Source organism: Pseudoxanthomonas kalamensis DSM 18571 (assembly GCF_010211745.1).
GTDB lineage: Bacteria > Pseudomonadota > Gammaproteobacteria > Xanthomonadales > Xanthomonadaceae > Pseudoxanthomonas_A > Pseudoxanthomonas_A kalamensis.
Window position 1 is genome coordinate 660,423 of record NZ_PDWQ01000001.1, and the last position, 17,479, is coordinate 677,901.

16 protein-coding genes are annotated in these 17,479 nt (G+C 65.6%); 5 read left to right on the forward strand and 11 right to left on the reverse strand.

Going from position 1 to position 17,479, the window contains the following annotated elements; all coding sequences use genetic code 11:
• The first annotated feature begins 29 nt into the window (after positions 1–29).
• Positions 30–1,661 (forward strand): malate synthase A, encoded by a 1,632-nt coding sequence (aceB, locus tag CSC70_RS02935; RefSeq protein WP_162455126.1) that lies wholly within the window; start codon positions 30–32, stop codon positions 1,659–1,661.
• A gap of 61 nt (positions 1,662–1,722) precedes the next feature.
• Complete coding sequence (aceA, locus tag CSC70_RS02940; RefSeq protein ID WP_162455127.1) at positions 1,723–3,054, forward strand: isocitrate lyase; 1,332 nt, start codon at positions 1,723–1,725, stop codon at positions 3,052–3,054.
• 78 nt (positions 3,055–3,132) lie between these two features.
• Here aceA and CSC70_RS02945 read toward each other — a convergent pair whose 3' ends face one another.
• From CSC70_RS02945 to ubiK, 3 genes are all read right to left on the reverse strand, one after another.
• Positions 3,133–4,749 (reverse strand): anti-phage dCTP deaminase, encoded by a 1,617-nt coding sequence (locus tag CSC70_RS02945; protein WP_162455128.1) that lies wholly within the window; start codon positions 4,747–4,749, stop codon positions 3,133–3,135.
• Between the two features lie 563 nt (positions 4,750–5,312).
• The gene (locus CSC70_RS02950; RefSeq protein ID WP_162455129.1) at positions 5,313–6,827 is read right to left on the reverse strand and encodes a YifB family Mg chelatase-like AAA ATPase; all 1,515 of its coding nucleotides are present in this window, start codon (positions 6,825–6,827) and stop codon (positions 5,313–5,315) included.
• A gap of 11 nt (positions 6,828–6,838) precedes the next feature.
• On the reverse strand, positions 6,839–7,099 hold the full coding sequence (gene ubiK, locus CSC70_RS02955; RefSeq protein WP_162455130.1) for a ubiquinone biosynthesis accessory factor UbiK: 261 nt from the start codon (positions 7,097–7,099) through the stop codon (positions 6,839–6,841).
• Between the two features lie 176 nt (positions 7,100–7,275).
• Between ubiK and CSC70_RS02960 the strand changes: the two genes are divergently transcribed.
• On the forward strand, positions 7,276–7,614 hold the full coding sequence (locus CSC70_RS02960; RefSeq protein ID WP_162455131.1) for a P-II family nitrogen regulator: 339 nt from the start codon (positions 7,276–7,278) through the stop codon (positions 7,612–7,614).
• Between the two features lie 3 nt (positions 7,615–7,617).
• On the opposite strand, the gene CSC70_RS02965 is transcribed toward CSC70_RS02960, so the two are convergent.
• Positions 7,618–8,283 (reverse strand): AarF/UbiB family protein, encoded by a 666-nt coding sequence (locus CSC70_RS02965; RefSeq protein WP_162455132.1) that lies wholly within the window; start codon positions 8,281–8,283, stop codon positions 7,618–7,620.
• A gap of 260 nt (positions 8,284–8,543) precedes the next feature.
• On the opposite strand from CSC70_RS02965, the gene ppk2 reads away from it, so the two are divergent.
• Positions 8,544–9,464, forward strand: a complete 921-nt coding sequence (gene ppk2, locus CSC70_RS02970) for a polyphosphate kinase 2 (protein WP_162455133.1) — start codon at positions 8,544–8,546, stop codon at positions 9,462–9,464.
• A 21-nt stretch (positions 9,465–9,485) separates the two neighbouring features.
• On the opposite strand, the gene speE is transcribed toward ppk2, so the two are convergent.
• Positions 9,486–10,340 carry a polyamine aminopropyltransferase gene (speE, locus tag CSC70_RS02975; RefSeq protein ID WP_162455134.1) on the reverse strand — a complete coding sequence of 285 codons (855 nt, stop codon included), beginning with the start codon at positions 10,338–10,340 and terminating at the stop codon, positions 9,486–9,488.
• Positions 10,341–10,444: 104 nt separating this feature from the next.
• On the opposite strand from speE, the gene speA reads away from it, so the two are divergent.
• Positions 10,445–12,331 carry an arginine decarboxylase gene (gene speA, locus CSC70_RS02980; RefSeq protein ID WP_162455135.1) on the forward strand — a complete coding sequence of 629 codons (1,887 nt, stop codon included), beginning with the start codon at positions 10,445–10,447 and terminating at the stop codon, positions 12,329–12,331.
• Here speA and CSC70_RS02985 read toward each other — a convergent pair.
• The 6 genes from CSC70_RS02985 to radC form a co-directional block, all read right to left on the reverse strand.
• Positions 12,304–12,858, reverse strand: a complete 555-nt coding sequence (locus CSC70_RS02985; protein WP_162455136.1) for a DUF1643 domain-containing protein — start codon at positions 12,856–12,858, stop codon at positions 12,304–12,306. The genes speA and CSC70_RS02985 overlap by 28 nt on opposite strands.
• Before the next feature lie 13 nt (positions 12,859–12,871).
• The gene (locus CSC70_RS02990; RefSeq protein WP_162455137.1) at positions 12,872–13,621 is read right to left on the reverse strand and encodes an SDR family NAD(P)-dependent oxidoreductase; all 750 of its coding nucleotides are present in this window, start codon (positions 13,619–13,621) and stop codon (positions 12,872–12,874) included.
• Positions 13,622–13,635: 14 nt separating this feature from the next.
• On the reverse strand, positions 13,636–14,070 hold the full coding sequence (locus CSC70_RS02995) for an EamA family transporter (RefSeq protein ID WP_162455138.1): 435 nt from the start codon (positions 14,068–14,070) through the stop codon (positions 13,636–13,638).
• 89 nt (positions 14,071–14,159) lie between these two features.
• Positions 14,160–14,942, reverse strand: a complete 783-nt coding sequence (locus CSC70_RS03000) for an SPOR domain-containing protein (RefSeq protein WP_162455139.1) — start codon at positions 14,940–14,942, stop codon at positions 14,160–14,162.
• Between the two features lie 47 nt (positions 14,943–14,989).
• Positions 14,990–16,678, reverse strand: a complete 1,689-nt coding sequence (gene argS, locus CSC70_RS03005) for an arginine--tRNA ligase (RefSeq protein ID WP_162455140.1) — start codon at positions 16,676–16,678, stop codon at positions 14,990–14,992.
• 69 nt (positions 16,679–16,747) lie between these two features.
• The gene (gene radC / locus CSC70_RS03010; RefSeq protein WP_162455337.1) at positions 16,748–17,422 is read right to left on the reverse strand and encodes a RadC family protein; all 675 of its coding nucleotides are present in this window, start codon (positions 17,420–17,422) and stop codon (positions 16,748–16,750) included.
• Between the last annotated feature and the right edge of the window lie 57 nt (positions 17,423–17,479).

Here is a 17,479-nt window from a genome sequence, read left to right on the forward strand (position 1 = left end):
CACGCCCTGCCAGAAGCCAGGAGCTCGTCATGTCCGCCCACGCCCATGCGCTGTCGCCCCATCCCGCCGCCGCCAGCCGGCCCACGCCCGGCATTGCCCTGACCGCCGAGGCTGAAGGTCAGGAAGCCCTGCTGCCGCCGGACGCGCTGGCGCTGCTGGTGTCGCTGCACCGGGCCATCGAGCCCGAACGGCAGGCGCGGCTGTCGGCCCGCTGCGAGCGCCAGGCGTTCTTCGACGCCGGCGGCCTGCCGGACTTCCGCGAGGACACGCGCGAGATTCGCGAAGGCGACTGGTCGGTGGCGCCGCTGCCGGCCGCGCTGCGCGACCGCCGGGTCGAGATCACCGGCCCGGTCGATCCGAAGATGGTGATCAACGCGCTGAACTCCGGCGCCAAGGTCTACATGGCCGACTTCGAGGATTCGACCTCGCCGACCTGGGCCAATCTGATGACCGGGCAGCAGGCGCTGATCGGAGCCGTGCGCGGCGATCTCGAATTCCTTGCGGACAACGGCAAGCGTTACGCGCTACGCCCGTACAACGAGCAGGCGGTGCTGATCGTGCGGCCGCGCGGTTGGCACCTGGACGAGAAGCACGTGCTGGTCGACGGCCAGCCGATGTCCGGCGCGTTGTTCGACGCGGCACTGTTCGCCTTCCACAATGCCCGCGCGCTGATGGACAAGGGCCGCGGCCCGTACTTCTACCTGCCCAAGTTGCAGAGCATGGAAGAGGCGGCGCTGTGGGAAGCCGCGCTGTCGCACATCGAGGCCGCGCTGGGCCTGCCGCAGGGGCAGATGAAGGTCACCGTGCTGATCGAGACGCTGCCGGCGGTGTTCGAGATGCACGAGATCCTGCACGCGCTGCGCGGACGCATCGTCGGCCTGAACTGCGGTCGCTGGGACTACATCTTTTCCTACATCAAGACCTTCCGCGCGCACCGCGACAAGGTGCTGCCCGAGCGCGGCCAGGTCACCATGACCCAGCCGTTCCTGAAGGCCTATTCGGAGCTGCTGATCCAGACCTGCCACAAGCGCGGCGCGCATGCGATGGGCGGCATGGCCGCGCAGATTCCGATCAGCAACGACGAGGCCGCCAACGAACAGGCGCTGGCGCGGGTGCGTGCCGACAAGCTGCGCGAAGTCACTGCCGGCCATGACGGCACCTGGGTCGCGCATCCGGCGCTGATCCCGGTGGCGCAGGCGATCTTCGACGAGCACATGCCCGGCCCGAACCAGCACGACAAGCTGCGCGAGGACGTGTCGGTCGGCCGCGACCAGCTGATCGCGCCGTCGATGGGCAGCATCACCCGCGCCGGTTTCGAAGGCAACGTGGAAGTCTGCGTGCGCTACCTGGCCGCCTGGCTGGACGGCAACGGCTGCGTGCCGATCCACTGGCTGATGGAGGACGCGGCCACCGCCGAAATTTCGCGTACCCAGATCTGGCAGTGGCTGCACACGCCGGGCATGCACCTGGCCGACGGCACCGCCATCGATTCCAAGCTGCTCGACGCCACCCTGCGCGGCCTGCCCGCGCGGCTGGGCGACACTGCTGCGCTACCCGGCGGCAATCGCGTCGGCGAAGCCATCGCCCTGCTCGACGAACTGAGCCGCAGCGACGAGCTGGCCGAATTCCTGACCCTGCCGGCGTACCAGCGCATCGACTGACCGGCGCCCGTTTCCACAATCCCCTATACGCACGACCCTCGATCCCCATCGGAGAAGGACCATGAGCAAGCAACAGGACCAGATCAACGCCCTGCAGAAGGACTGGGACACCAATCCGCGCTGGAAGGGCGTCAAGCGCGACTACAGCGCCGCCGACGTGGTGCGCCTGCGCGGCAGCCTGCAGCCCGAATACACCCTGGCCAAGCGCGGCGCCGAGAAACTGTGGAAGCTGGTCAACGGCGAAGCCAAGAAAGGCTATGTGAACTCGTTCGGCGCGATCACCGCCGGTCAGGCCATGCAGCAGGCCAAGGCCGGGCTGGAAGCGGTGTACCTGTCCGGCTGGCAGGTGGCCGCCGACGGCAACACCTCCGAGACCATGTACCCCGACCAGTCGCTGTACGCGTACAACTCGGTGCCGACCATGGTGCGGCGGATCAACAACACCTTCCAGCGCGCCGACGAGATCCAGTGGAAGGCGATCTGCGACGGCAAGGTCAAGGAAGCCGATGCGGTCGATTTCTTCCTGCCGATCGTCGCCGACGGCGAAGCCGGCTTCGGCGGCGTGCTGAACGCCTACGAGCTGATGAAGAACATGATCGCCGCCGGTGCCGCCGGCGTGCATTTCGAGGACCAGCTGGCCGCGGTCAAGAAGTGCGGCCACATGGGCGGCAAGGTGCTGGTGCCGACCCAGGAAGCGGTACAGAAGCTGACCGCCGCGCGCCTGGCCGCCGACGTGATGGGCGTGCCGACCATCGTGCTGGCGCGCACCGACGCCGAGGCCGCCAACCTGCTGACCTCGGACTTCGACGACAACGATCGTCCGTTCGTCACCGGCGAGCGCACCGGCGAAGGTTTCTACCGGGTCCGCAACGGCCTGGAGCAGTCGATCAGCCGCGGTGTGGCTTATGCCGCCTACGCCGATCTGGTGTGGTGCGAGACCGGCACCCCCGACCTGGGTTTCGCCCGCGAGTTCGCCCAGGCCGTGCATGCCGCGCATCCGGGCAAGCTGTTGAGCTACAACTGCTCGCCCAGCTTCAACTGGAAGAAGAACCTGGACGACAAGACCATCGCCAAGTTCCAGGACGAGCTGTCGGCGATGGGCTACAAGTATCAGTTCATCACCCTGGCCGGCATCCACATCAACTGGTACAACACCTTCAAGTTCGCCCACGACTATGCGCGCGGCGAAGGCATGCGGCATTACGTCGAGCAGGTGCAGGAGCCGGAGTTCGCCGCGCGCGAGCAGGGCTACACCTTCGTTTCGCACCAGCAGGAAGTCGGCGCTGGCTACTTCGACGACGTGACCACGGTGATCCAGGGCGGCGCCTCCAGCGTCACCGCGCTGACCGGTTCCACCGAGGAAGCGCAGTTCCACGGCGAGAAGGCCGCGTAAGCGCAAGCTTTCGCGTCAGCAGGCAACAAAAGAAGGGGCGGCCGTCGATGACGGTCGCCCCTTTTACGCTGGGGGGCTTCAGCTGTTTTTCCTTGCCTGAATCGCATCTTCGATGCGTTTGACTATTCGCGATTCAAGCTGAATGTAGTTATCGATGAATTCAATGGATTTTTTCTTGGCGCTTGAGGGTGTAACTCGTATAGCTTTTCCTTGACTGTCCTTTCGGCCGTCAAGTGAGTAGAAAAGGTCACGAAATCTGTTCGGAGAAACGCCTTCGAAGTTTAAGAAAGCAACTTTTCCATCAGCCCTCGATTCCCCCCATGCGACCTGTTCGTCAGGGTCATGGGCTATGTCGTCGTCGTGCAGCTCAATAGCCAAGCTTTTCGCGTACGGCTCGATGAAATAGACACTTGATATTCCCGCTGCAACTATGTGTCTTGCGCAGTTGTGGCACGGGTAGGTTGTCGTAAAGAGTATCGCGCCCTTAACACTATTTCCGCCCTCTCGTGAAACTGAAATAAGAGCATCCATTTCGGCGTGGACGGCTCGTGAGAACTCGATTAGATCTTTCAGGCGAGTGCTTGATCGGATGGATTTTGCTATGTCCGATGCTTTGTTGGAGTCGACGCCATGCTTCAATATTTCTGATTTAATTTCATCGCATAGAAAGTCTTTATGCTGGTCATTAAAGCAGTGACCACCTTCCTTGTGCACGCAGCGATTATCGCCGTTGCCATATTCGTAGAGGCCGCCTCCCCGTCTTGGTACATCATTGCAGCCAGTGGAAAGTAATGAGCCTGTTGTGGAGACTATTGCTGCACCTACTTGTCTGGATAGGCATGCGGAACGCATGGCAGCACTGAATGCAGCATACATTCCGCGCTCGGGAATCGTTGGAGTGATGCCTGGTTCGTCATGTAGCAGGTCAATGAATCGCTTCAGTTGCTCAGAAAGGTCTCGGCTATTCCCGCTAGTATTTCTGAGGAAGAAATCTGCAGACTTCAGAGTTTTCTCGAGTTGCTGCCCTCTGTTGCTTCGGCCGTCTTTATTTGATTCTGCGCGGTCTCGATCCATTAATTTAACCGCTTCAGGTTCAGTCATGCGCTTGGCCATCAGGTTGCGCTTTCGCCTTTCGTACCCTGATAGGGTGCCGACTAGGAAAAAGAGGTTCCCATATACGTCTCTAAGAAGCTGAACTTCTTTTGGGTTCTTTAGTTGGTCGATAACGTACGCTACCCGCTTCGGGGTAACGTGCTCAGGATCTACTTCTTTGGCTTCGTCAGCTGTCTGTGCTGAATTAAGTCGATCTAATGCGATAGCTTGCAAAGCTATCTGCGCACCTAGATCTTCACCCAAAACCTCCCGAAGATCATTTCCTAAGTCTTGGAAAGAAGAAATGCGACTATATTCGCCTATAGTTGCATCAGTTTGATTTGGCACTTTCAGTTCGTGTGCAAGCTCTGAGAAGTGTTCAGTTACTTTGATGTGAACAACTCGATATCCACGATTTTCGAGCTGTTGCTGCAACTCTTTGCGGACAAGGTCGATTCCACAACCTACCGGGCCACTAAGTGCCATAACGAGTTCCGGGGAGAGGCGTCCACTCAGATCCCCTCGCGCGTCGCCTTTCTGAGAGCCGACATCACTCGTTGTATTTCTCGCAGGGGTGGCGGCCTGCAGTTGAGCTGCGTTCACATTCATAACTCCCCGGTTCAGGAGAGTGAATATAGAACAGCTGGGACCTCAATCGGGCAGTCGGGCTGCGAATTCCAACAATCGGCGCTTTGCGTCTGCGCTTTGCGAGTTGACCGGTCCCGGTTTGCTGGGGAACTGGACGATCGTCGCCGTGGCTAATTCCCGCTGGGTGAGACTTAGCTCAAGCTGAGAATTAGAGGAGAGTTCTTGCGCTGGTCGAGATCGACTGTCTAGCTTTTTGCGCATGTGTGGCTCCGAAAAGCAAGCGGGTGAGATCGCAAACGTCATTTTTGCGTTAGGAGCTTTTGGCGTTCAAGTTCAGTGTTCAATAAAGAGGTGAAGTAGTCAAACTGCGACATCAAACCTAATTCATATAAAATAGCACATAAGGTTTTGATATACAAATGAATTTATTGGAATATCAAATGCTCGGAATGAGCGCCTGACTTATAGCTTTGATGTGTGGAGCATTAGCGGCCTGCTAAAGAAGGGGGAGGGGCTGAACAGGATCTGCTGACGGCCGGTATGGGTCGATGGTGAGGGTGGGCAATGTTTGCGCGTGCTCATGCCGCCCGCTGCGACGGGCCGCGGTCCAGCCGGCGGTAGCCCAGCGCTTCGGTCAGGTGCGCGCTGGCGATGTTGGTAGCGCCATCCAGGTCGGCGATGGTGCGCGCCACCCGCAGGATGCGGTGCATCGAGCGAGCCGACAGTTGCAGGCGCTCGATCGCGCGTTCCAACAGGGCCTGGTCGCGTTCGCCCAGGCGGCAGTCGCGCATGGTCTCGGCCTGGCCGAGTTGCGCGTTGGCCTTGCCGGCGCGTTGCAGTTGCATGACGCGTGCACGTTCGACCCGGGCGCGGATGCGGGCGCTGTCCTCTCCGTTGGGCGCGTCCGGACGTAGTTCCTGTGGTGGCAGTCGCGGCACGTCCACATGCAGGTCGATGCGGTCGAGCAGCGGTCCGGAAATCTTCGCCCGGTAGCGCCGGACCTGTTCCGGGTTGCAGCGGCAGCGTCCGCCGGGATCGCCGGCCCAGCCGCAGGGGCAGGGGTTCATCGCTGCGACCAGCTGGAAACGGGCCGGAAATTCGGCGCTGCGCGCGGCCCGCGACACGGTCACGGTGCCCGATTCCAGTGGCTCGCGCAGCACCTCCAGTGCACGTCGGTCCCATTCGGGCAATTCGTCCAGGAACAGCACGCCGTTGTGCGCCAGCGAGATCTCGCCGGGGCGCGGATCGGCGCCGCCGCCGACCAGTGCGACCGCGCTGGCGGTGTGGTGGGGCGCACGATACGGGCGTTGCCGCCAGCGCGCCGGGTCCAGTCCGCGACCGCTGACCGAGGCGATGGCCGCGGTTTCCAGCGCTTCTTCCTCGCTGGCTGGCGGCAGCAATCCTGGCAATCGCGAGGCCAGCAGGGTCTTGCCGCAGCCCGGAGTGCCGACCAGCAGCAGATGATGGTTGCCGGCGGCGGCCACTTCCAGTGCGCGGCGCGCATGTGCCTGCCCGCGCACGTCGGCCATGTCCGGAATCGTGATCGCCTGTGGTGGTGGCGCGCAGGCCTCGGGCAGCACTTTGGTGCCGTTCAATGCGGCGCAGACTTCCAGCAGGGTGCGTGCGGTCTGCGCCTGCACGTCGCGGGCCAGTGCGGCTTCGGCACCGCTGCCGGTGGGGACCACCAGCCGGCGACCGGCACGTGCGGCGGCCAGTGCGGCCGGCAGTACACCGTCGATGGCGCGCAGTTCGCCGGTCAGCCCCAGCTCGCCGAGGAATTCGCAATCGGCCAGCGCGTCGCGGTCGATCTGTCCGCTGGCGGCGAGAATGCCCAAGGCGATCGGCAGGTCGAAGCGGCCGCCGTCCTTGGGCAGATCGGCTGGTGCCAGGTTGACGGTGATGCGCCGGGCCGGGAATTCGAATTGCGCGCACAGGATGGCCGCGCGCACGCGGTCGCGCGATTCGCGCACCGCTGCTTCCGGCAGGCCGACGATATGGGTGGCCGGCAGTCCACCGGACAGGTGCACTTCCACCCGGACCGGAGGCGCGGCCACGCCCGCGCGTGCACGGCTGTGCACCAGAGCCAGGCTCATGGCGGCAGCGCTCAGGCGTCGGTGGAATCGGCGCGCCCAGCTTCCAGCGCGGCGATGCTGCGTTCCAGCGCTTCCAGTTTCTCGCGGGTGCGCAGCAGTACCGCGCGCTGCACCTCGAACTCCTCACGAGTCACCAGGTCCAGCCGCGACAGTCCGGATTGCAGCGCGCCGCGGAAGGCCTGCTGCAGTTCCTCGCGCGATTCGCGCAGGCCCGGCGGGACCAGGTCGCTGAGGCGGCGGGCAAGTTCGTCGATGTGGTTGAGGTCGATCATGATGGGGTTCCTCCGGCAGTTGCCGGCAGCATCGTCTGCCCGGGCATTGACCCGCCATCGGCCGATGCGGCGGCGTGCTGTCGGAAAAGTCCGAACGGCAGGCGATCATTGAAACCGAGCTGCCGGCATTCGCGCAACCGCGTTATGCTCGGCATGGCATTCAGGGAGGCGTTGGCATGAAGATGGTCGTGGCGGTGATCAAGCCGTTCAAGCTGGACGAGGTGCGCGAGGCGCTGGCCGGGGTCGGCATCACCGGCATCACCGCCACCGAGGTCAAGGGCTTCGGCCGGCAGAAGGGCCATACCGAGCTCTACCGCGGCGCCGAGTACGTGGTCGATTTCCTGCCCAAGGTGAAGCTGGAGATCGCGGTCGGCGACGATCAGGTGGACACGGTGACCGAGACGATCGCCAAGGCGGCCAATACCGGCAAGATCGGCGACGGCAAGCTGTTCGTTTACGAACTGGAGCGGGTCATCCGCATCCGTACTGGCGAACTGGACACCGATGCGCTGTAGCGGTCAGCGCTTGCTCCAGCGATAGAAGCGTTTCCAGCTGTCGCGGATGCGGCGTACCCACGGCCGCGGTGCCAGCACCCGGGCGCGCGGTCCGGCCGGCGTTTCGCCACCGAGGCGTTGGCGGATGCGCAGCACGTTGGCCAGGTCGGCGCGGCGCAGTTCGCGCAGCAGTGGCAGGCGCAGCATCCAGCGCGGCAGCCGGATCGCCGAGGCATAGTCCAACAGGAACAGGGTGCCGCCGCTGCCGACGACCAGGTTGGACGCGTGCAGGTCGTTGTGCAGCATGCCGCCGGCATGCAGTTCGGCGACCAGGCGGCCCAGCTGGCGGAACAGCGCCTGGCTCATCAGCGCGGCATCTTCGCCGAGGCGGGCGCCTTCGATGAATTCCATGCCCAGCAACAGTCCGCCGGCGGTGCCCAGCAGGGCCGGGGCGTGGCGCCAGCCCGACAGCTGCCGCAGCATCTTGGCTTCACGCCAGACCAGCAGACGGGCGGCCAGCGACAGCGGAGTGCCGCGGTAGCGGCGGTAGTCCTTGACCACCACCGGCCGCCCTTCGTGGGGCGTCATGTAGACATCCGGCTCCAGCAACCGCTCTCCGCGCTTGAGCAGGGTGGCTGCGGCAGGCAGCCGGCGATGGGCTGAATTGCGGGGAAGAGGCAGTGAAGTCATGGGTCCTGGGCCGGTCGCCACGGGGCCGGACCGGCAATTACTGAACTTTACAGCTTTGCAATATTAACAGGACTCCCACATTTCTCCGACGGACTTTCGACGCCGTTCAGACGTCATTTCGACATTTCAGCGTTCCATTCATGCCTGCCTTGCCGGCCAGGACGGGCTGGGCCGTTTGTGATCGGGACTGGAACCGGACCGTCATTTTTCCGTCATCCACGCTGGCCAAGATGGGAATCCTTTCCCGCTGAGGCCGAGCGATGAACCGCGATCTTCCCGGCGGCATGCCGGATTACGCCCGTCTGTTGCAGGAGGAAATCCGCGACAACCTGGACGAGGAACTGGAACTGGAGCTGGACGACGCGCGCCTGGACGCGCTGCTCGAGGCCCCGGACGAGGCCGGAGAAGACCTGCCGCGCGGGCTCTATTTCCGTGAACTGCTGCGGCTGCAGGGCGAACTGGTCAAGCTGCAGGACTGGGTGGTGCACCGCAAGCTGAAGGTGGTGGTGCTGTTCGAAGGGCGCGACGCGGCGGGCAAGGGCGGTGCGATCAAGCGCATCACCCAGCGGCTGAACCCGCGCATCTGCCGGGTGGCCGCACTTCCCGCGCCGAGCGAACGCGAGCGCAGCCAATGGTATTTCCAGCGCTACGTGCCGCATCTGCCGGCCGGCGGCGAGATCGTGCTGTTCGACCGCAGCTGGTACAACCGCGCCGGGGTCGAGCGGGTGATGGGCTTCTGCACCGACGACGAACTGGAGGAGTTCTACCGCAGCGTGCCGGAGTTCGAGAAGATGCTGGTGCGTTCGGGCACGATCCTGGTCAAGTACTGGTTCTCGATCAGCGACGACGAGCAGCACAACCGCTTCCAGATGCGCATCCACGACCCGCTGAAGCAGTGGAAGCTGTCGCCGATGGATCTGGAGTCGCGGCGACGCTGGGAGGCCTACACCAAGGCCAAGGAGGAGATGCTGGAGCGCAGCCACATCTTCGAGGCACCGTGGTGGCTGGTGGAAGGCAACGACAAGAAGCGCGCGCGCCTGAACTGCATCCATCACCTGCTCGCGCAGGTGCCGTACGGCGAGATCGAGCACGATTCGATCGCCTTGCCGGCGCGCGAACACAACCCGGACTACATCCGTCACCCGGTGCCGGAGTCGATGTACGTGCCTTCGGTGTACTGACGCGGGTTGCCGCCGTCGCGGCTATTCCCCCAGCGCGCGCGCCACGAACGGCGGCGCGACCCGCACGCCGTCGTGCAGGTGGGCGCTGTAGTAGGCGGTCTCGAACGGTTTGGCTTCGGCATCGGCGCGACGGAAGTCGAAACCGAAACCGTCGGCCTTGCTGGCCAGGGTCACGCTCCACCAGCCGGTCGGATAGCACGGCTGCGGAAACGGCAGGGTCCTGAATGCACGGAAGCCGGCCTTGCCCATCTCCGCGCGCATGTCCTTGATCAGGTCCAGCAGCGCCAGCGGCGACTCGGACTGCTGCACCAGCAGGCCGTCGTCCTTCAGCGCGCGGAAGCAGCTCTCGAAGAAGGCCTGGTTGAACAGGCCCTCGGCCGGTCCGATCGGGTCGGTGGAATCGACGATCACCACATCGACGCTGCCCGGTGCGCAGTTGGCCATGTAGGCCACGCCGTCGTCGAACAGCAGCTCGGCGCGCGGATCGCCATTGGATTCGCACAGCTCCGGGAAGTGCTTCTCGGACATGCGGGTGACCTGCTCGTCGATGTCGCACTGGGTGGCGCTTTCCACCCCCGGGTGCTTGAGCACCTCGCGCAGGGTGCCGCAGTCGCCGCCGCCGATGATCACCACCCGCTTCGGCGCCGGATGGGTGAACAGCACCGGGTGGCTGATCATCTCGTGGTAGAAGAAGTTGTCGCGCGTGGTCAGCATCATCGCGCCGTCGATCACCATCAGCTTGCCCCAGTCGGTGCTCTGGTAGATCTCGATCTTCTGGAACGGCGACTGCACCTCGTCCAGCTTGGCGGTGGTGCGGAAGCCGATGGCCGAGCCGGTCGGCTGGAAATGTTCGATGTACCAGGTGTCTTGGGTCATGGGAGTGCGCAAGCGGGGCGAGGGTGCCGGAAGCGGCGCATTGTAGCGGCCGCATGTGTCCGCTGCCTGTAGAATGCGCCGGCCGCTTTCGCCCGGAAACCGCCATGTCCTGGTCTCCCGACCACGCCCGCAGAACCTATTCGATCTCCCACTGGGCCGACGGCTTCTACGACGTCGATGCGCGCGGGCGGATCGTGGTGCGGCCGCAGGGCGAGGCCGGTCCGGTCGTGGCCCTGCCCGAGGTGGTCGATGCCGCGCGCGCGGCCGGCGCACGATTGCCGTTGCTGGTGCGCTTCCCCGACATCCTCGGCCAGCGCTTGGGCAAGCTGCAGGCCGCGTTCGCGCAGGCGCAGGCCGACTGGGACTACGCCGGCGGCTATACCGCGGTGTACCCGATCAAGGTCAACCAGCACTTCGGCGTGGCCGGCACCCTGGCCAGCCATGTCGGCGAGGGCTTCGGCCTGGAAGCGGGCAGCAAGCCCGAGCTGATGGCGGTGCTGGCGTTGTCGCGACCGGGTGGACTGGTCGTCTGCAACGGCTACAAGGACCGCGAATACATCCGTCTGGCGCTGATCGGCCGCAAGCTGGGCCTGCAGACCTTCATCGTCATCGAGAAGCCGTCCGAACTGAAGCTGGTGATCGAGGAGTCGCGTGTGCTGGGCGTGCACCCCGGTCTGGGCGTGCGCATGCGGCTGGCCTCGCTGGGGGCCGGCAAGTGGCAGAACAGCGGCGGCGACAAGGCCAAGTTCGGGCTGTCGCCGCGGCAGGTGCTGGACCTGTGGAACACGCTGGGCGAACACGGCCTGCAGGATGCACTGAACCTGCTGCACTTCCACATGGGTAGCCAGATCAGCAACGTGCGCGACATTGCCAGCGGCATGCGCGAGGCCACCCGCTATTTCGTCGAGCTGTCGAAGCTGGGCGCGAAGATCGGCCACGTCGATGTCGGCGGTGGCCTGGGCGTGGACTACGAGGGCACCCGTTCGCGCAGCGACTGCTCGATCAACTACGGCCTGAACCAGTACGCCGGCAACATCGTGCAGCCGCTGGCCGAAGCCTGCGAGCAGTACGGGCTGGCGCCGCCGCGGATCGTCACCGAGTGCGGTCGTGCGATGACCGCTCATCATGCGGTGCTGGTGGCCAATGTGTCCGAGGTCGAGCCGGCGCCGGAAGGGCGGGTGCCGCCGCTGTCCGACGACGAGCCGGCGGCGGTGCGCCACCTGCGCGAAATCGCCGAAGAGGTCGATTCGCGACCGGCGGTGGAACTGTTCCAGGAAGCGCAGCACTTCCACGCCGAGGGCCTGAGCGCCTATGCGCTGGGGCAGATCGACCTGCGCCAGCGCGCCCGGCTGGACGATTTGTTCTACCTGATCGCGCATGCGGTACGTGCGCGCCTGACCGGCGAGGAAAAAAGCCATCGCCCGGTGCTGGACGAGCTCAACGACCGGCTGGTGGACAAGTACTTCGTCAACTTCAGCGTGTTCGAATCGATCCCCGACGTGTGGGCGATCGACCAGGTGTTCCCGATCGTGCCGATCGAGCGCCTGGACGAAGCGCCGACCCGGCGCGGCATCCTGGCCGACGTGACCTGCGATTCCGACGGTCAGGTCGACACCTACGTGGAGAACGAAGGCCTGGACAGCTCGCTGCCGCTGCATCCGTTGCGGCCCGGCGAAAGCTACCGACTCGGGTTCTTCCTGGTCGGCGCGTACCAGGAAGTCCTCGGCGACATCCACAACCTGTTCGGCGACACCGATGCGGTGGAAGTGAAGGTCGACGGCGACGGCTACATGCTCAGCCAGCAACGCCGTGGCGACACCACCGACGTGATGCTGGACTACGTGGGCTACAAACTGGATGACCTGCGCGCGGCCTATGCGTGCCGGGTCGGCGACGCCGGTCTGCCGCAGACCGAAGCGGACGCCCTGTCTGCCGCGCTGGAAGCCGGTTTGACCGGCTACACCTATCTGAGCGACGAGCCGCTGGGCTGATTCAAAAACCGGACGAGGTAGCGGTCGATCGCGAAGTCGCCGAAATTCCACGCGTATCTCAGGCGGGACGGATGGCGCGGATGTCCCTCTGCCGTGAGTGGGCCGAAGTGCTGCCAGCGGGCGCCGGAACCGTCCAGCCGTTGTGAAAGCTCGTGCGCCGCTTGCAGAAAGTAGCCGCGCGTCCGGATACCACTTCCCCAGGCCGCCCACAGAACAGGCATTTCCGTCGAAGAGACGATTTCGACGATACGGCGCAGGTTCTCCGCCCAGACCTTGCGTTCGACCGCGTCCGGCAAGGTGCTGCAATCGGTGGCGCGGACCGGGTAGAGATTCAGCATCGCGAAGCCGTCGAACCCGTGGCGCAGCGCTACCTGCTCGACTTTCGCAACCGTGGTATCGGATTTTTCCCGTGTCGCGGTGCTCGGGTTCAACCCGATCGTGAACAACAGGCGGTCGCCGCCGCGACCGAGCAGGTAACGGCAGCGGTCGGCGCGGTCGCAGGCATACAGGTCGTAGCGCGCCGTCAAGCCGGACACGCGCTCAGTCGCGCGCCACCTGGAAACCGGCGAAGCTCTGCGTCACCGGCATGATCTCCAGCCGGTTGATGTTCAGGTGCGGCGGCAGGGTGGCGACGTGGAAGATCTGCTCGGCGATGTCCTCGGCGGTCATCGGGTTCGCGCCGGAATACAGTTTGTCCGAGGCGGCCTGGTCGCCGTGGGTGCGAACCAGGGTGAACTCGGTTTCGGCCATGCCCGGCTCGATACTGGTCACGCGCACGCCGGTGCCGTGCAGGTCGCTGCGCAAGCCCAGCGAGAACTGGCTGACGAAGGCCTTGGTGCCGCCGTAGACGTTGCCGCCCGGATACGGATAGGTGGCCGCGACCGAACTGATGTTGATGATGACGCCCTTGCGTGCGATCAGCGACGGCAGCAGGCGGTGGGTCAGGGTCGCCAGCGCAGTGACGTTGGTGTCGATCATCGTGCGCCAGTCGTCCAGGCTGGCCTGCTGTGCCGGCCGCGTGCCCTGGGCCAGGCCGGCGTTGTTGACCAGCACGTCGATGCCGGCGAAGGCTTCCGGCAGGGAATTCAGCGCCGCGTTCATCGCGGTGGCGTCGCGGATGTCGAACGCTGCGGCATGTGCGTGTTCGGCGCCCAGCTCATCGACCAGCGCCTGCAGCCGCTCCGCGCGGCGGCCGGTGACGACGACCTTCCAGCCGGCGGCAACGAAGCGGCGGGCGGCAGCGACGCCGAAGCCGGACGTGGCACCGGTGATGAGGGCGGTCTTGTTCATGCAGGCGACGTGGATCAGCGTTTGAAGGCCAGCGTGATGATACCGGCACTGACCAGGGCAATGCCCAGCCATTCGCGCAGGTTCAGTCGTTCGTGCAGGAAAGCGAAGGCGAACACCGCCACCAGGACCAGACTGAGCTTGTCCACGGCCGCCACCGGCGATGTGTTGCCGGCCTGCAGCGCGCGGAAATAGCAGATCCAGGACGCACCCGTGGCCAGCGCCGATGCCAACAGCCATCCCCAGGTGGCAGGCGAGAGCGTTGACGGGCTTTGCCACTTGTCGGTGACGCTTACGAACATCATCAGCACCAGCAGAATGAACGCGGTGCGTATCAGGGTGGCGAAGTCCGAATCCACGCCCTGCAAGCCGACCTTGGCGAAGATGGCCGTCAACGCTGCGAACACGGCGGACGACAGCGCCCAGAAGAACCAGTGGGATTGGGTGGCCATGGTCAGGGTTCCTCAGGGCTGCATGCAATGCTGCGAGCGAGGGTCATCGAGTCCGGGCGCCGGTGCGAACGACTGGCGACACCGGCGGGCTATTGCGCCTTGATCGCCATCGCCGGCAGGCCGCCGTTGGCGAGTTTCTGCTTGGCCTCGGCCAGTTCGCTGGCGCTGCCGTAGGGGCCCATGCGCACGCGGTAGACCGTCTTGCCGTTGATCTGCGCTGGTTCGACGCGGGCATTGAGTCCGAGCAGGGCGACCTTGGCCTTGGTCGCTTCGGCATCGGCCGTCGCGCCGAAGGCGCCGGCCTGCAGGATGTAGCGCGCGCTGGTGTCGGCGCTGGCGACCGTGGTCGGCGCAGGCGCGGGAGTTTCGGTCGATTGCGCGGGTGTCGCCTGCGTCGGCGTTGCCGGGGTGGTGGCGGTGGTTTCGTCCAGCGGCTTGGGCGGCGCGGGTTCGGCCGCCGAGGCCGGCGCTTCGGCGGCGTTGCCCTGGGTCAGCGCCTGCAGCGCGCGCTGCTGTTCGGCGCGGTTGCGCTCGGCTTCGGCACTGGCGGCCAGCTCGGCGTCGGACATCCGTACTTCCTTGCCCGGAAGCAGGTCGTAGAACTCGTACTGGGTCGGCTGCGGCGCATCCGGCTCGGCATTCGTGGCCGGAACCTCCGGCGCCACGTCGGTATCGGCGTCGGCCACCGGCGCCGGTTGCGCGTCCGGGTTGGGCTGCGGGCGGAAGAAACCGTCGCCGTCTTTCTTGATCAGGCCGGGGACCAGGAAAAACACTGCCAGGCCCAGCACCAGTCCGATCACCAGCCACAGCCAGCCGGGGGTCTTGTTGCCGGAGTTGCGCTTGGCCTGGGTCTTGTTGCGTCGTGCCGCCATCTGTCGATTCTCCATTCGCGCGCGGTCCATGCGCGCCGTGCGGGTGCCTACATCTTTTCCGGTGCGCTCACGCCGAGCAGGTCGAGGCCGTTTTCCAGCGCCTGCCGCACCGCCAGCGCCAGCGCCAGCCGTGCGTCGCGCAGCGCGGCGTCTTCGACCAGTACCGGGGTGGCCGCGTACCACGTGTGGAAAGCATAGGCCAGTTCGCGCAGGTATTGCGCCACCAGGTGCGGTTCCAGCAGGTCGCCGGCCGCTTCCACCGTTTCCGGGTAGCGCGACAGTTCCACCATCAGCGCCAGCGAAGCATCGTCGTCCAGCGCCGACAGCTGGGCGATGCCGTGGTCGGCATCGTGCCGGTAGCCCTTCTCGGCCGCCTGCCGCAGCAGGCTGCAGACGCGTGCGTGCGCGTATTGCACGTAGAACACCGGATTGTCGTTGCTCTGCTGGCGCGCCAGGTCGATGTCGAACACCAGCTGCGAATCGGGCTTGCGCGCGATCAGGAACCAGCGGGTGGCGTCGCGCCCGGCCTCGTCGATCAGGTCGCGCAGGGTGAAGTAGCTGCCGGCGCGCTTGGACAGCTTCACTTCCTCGCCGCCGCGCATCACTGTGACCATCTGGTGCAGCACGTATTCCGGGTAGTCCTTGGGAATGCCCAGATCCAGCGCCTGCAGGCCGGCCTTCACCCGCGCCAGCGAGCCGTGGTGGTCGGCGCCCAGCTCGGTGATCGCGCGCCGGTAGCCGCGCTGCCACTTGGACAGGTGATAGGCCACGTCCGGCACGAAGTAGGTGTAGCTGCCGTCGGACTTGCGCATCACCCGGTCCTTGTCGTCGCCGAAGTCGGTGCTGCGCAGCCACAGTGCGCCGCCTTCCTCGTAGGTGCGACCGTTGGCGTTCAGCCGCGACACGGTTTCCTCGACCTTGTCGTCGCGGTACAGCGAGCTTTCCAGAAAGTACACGTCGAAATTCACGCCGAACGCTTCCAGGTCGCCGTTCTGTTCGCGCCGCAGCCAGGCCACGGCGAAGCGGCGAATCGCGTCCAGGTCCTCGATGTCGCCGCTGCCGGTGACGACCTGGCCTTCGATCTCGACCGAGTCGCCGCGCAGATAGGCATCGGCCACGTCCTGGATGTAGTCGCCGTTGTAGGCCGCTTCCGGCCAGTCGGCGTCGCCGGGCTTCAGCCCGTGCAGGCGCGCATGGGTGGAGCGGGCCAAGTTCTCGATCTGCACGCCGGCATCGTTGTAGTAGAACTCGCGCGTGACGCTCCAGCCGTTGGCGGCCAGCACCCGCGAAATGCAATCGCCGATCGCGGCCGCGCGGCCGTGGCCGACGTGCAGCGGGCCGGTGGGATTGGCCGACACGTATTCCACGCCGGCTACCTTGCCTTCGCCGCGGCCGTTGCGGCCGTAGTCGCGGCCCTGGCGCAGGGCGGTGGCGACTTCGCGCTGATAGGCGGCGGCGGTCAGGTGGAAGTTGATGAAACCGGGGCCGGCGATCTCGACCCTGGCGATGTCGGCGCTGGCCGGCAGCGCGTCCAGCAGCAGCTGCGCCAGCGCGCGCGGATTGCTGCGCGCCGGCTTGGCCAGCAGCAGGGCGGCGTTGGTGGCGAAGTCGCCGTGCTCGCGGGTCTTGGGGCGTTCGACCACGAAGTCGGGTGTGGCGACATCGGCCGGCAGGCTGCCGGCGGCACGCAGGGCGTCGATGCCCTGGTCGATCAGGGCGCGCAATGGCTGTTTCACGGGACGGTGGGATCGGCTGGTTTCCGGCCGGCTATTCTAGCTTTTCGCGCCGTCCCACGAATTCGGCGCTCACACCCAGCCGCGCGCGGCCAGCGAGACCGGCGGGCCGTCGCCGACGACGAAGTGGTCGAGCAGGCGGATATCGACCAGGCCCAGTGCTTGTTTCAGGCGGGCCGTGATCGCGCGGTCGGCGGACGACGGTTCCGGATTGCCGGACGGATGGTTGTGGCCGACGATCACCGCCGCGGCGTTGTGCGCCAGCGCGCGCCGCACCACTTCGCGTGGATGCACCTCGGCGCCGTCGATGGTGCCGCGGAACAGTTCCTCGAAGCCCAGTGCGCGGTGGCGGCTGTCCAGATACAGGGCGGCGAAGCTCTCGTGCGGCAACGGTCGCAGGCGCTGGGCGAAATAGCGGCCGGCCGAAGCCGGGTCGGTCAGGGTGCTGCCGCGTTGCAGCTCGGCGGCCAGTTGGCGCTGGCCCAGTTCCAGTGCCGCGGCCAGTGCGCAGGCCCGCGCCGGGCCCAGTCCCGGCAGTTCGGCCAGCCCGGCGGCGTCGCGTTCCAGCAGTCGGCGCAGCGGGCCGTGCGCCAGCAGCAGATCGCGCGCGGTCTGCACCGCGTCGCGGCCGCGCAGGCCCGAGCCGAGGAAGATCGCCAACAGTTCGGCGTCGGACAGGGCGCCGGCGCCGCGTTGCAGCAGCTTTTCGCGGGGACGTTCTTCGGCGGGCCAGTCGCGGATGTGCATGTGGCCAGCGTGCATCAGGCCATGCGCGAACGGCATCAGGCCGTTCACGGCGATCGG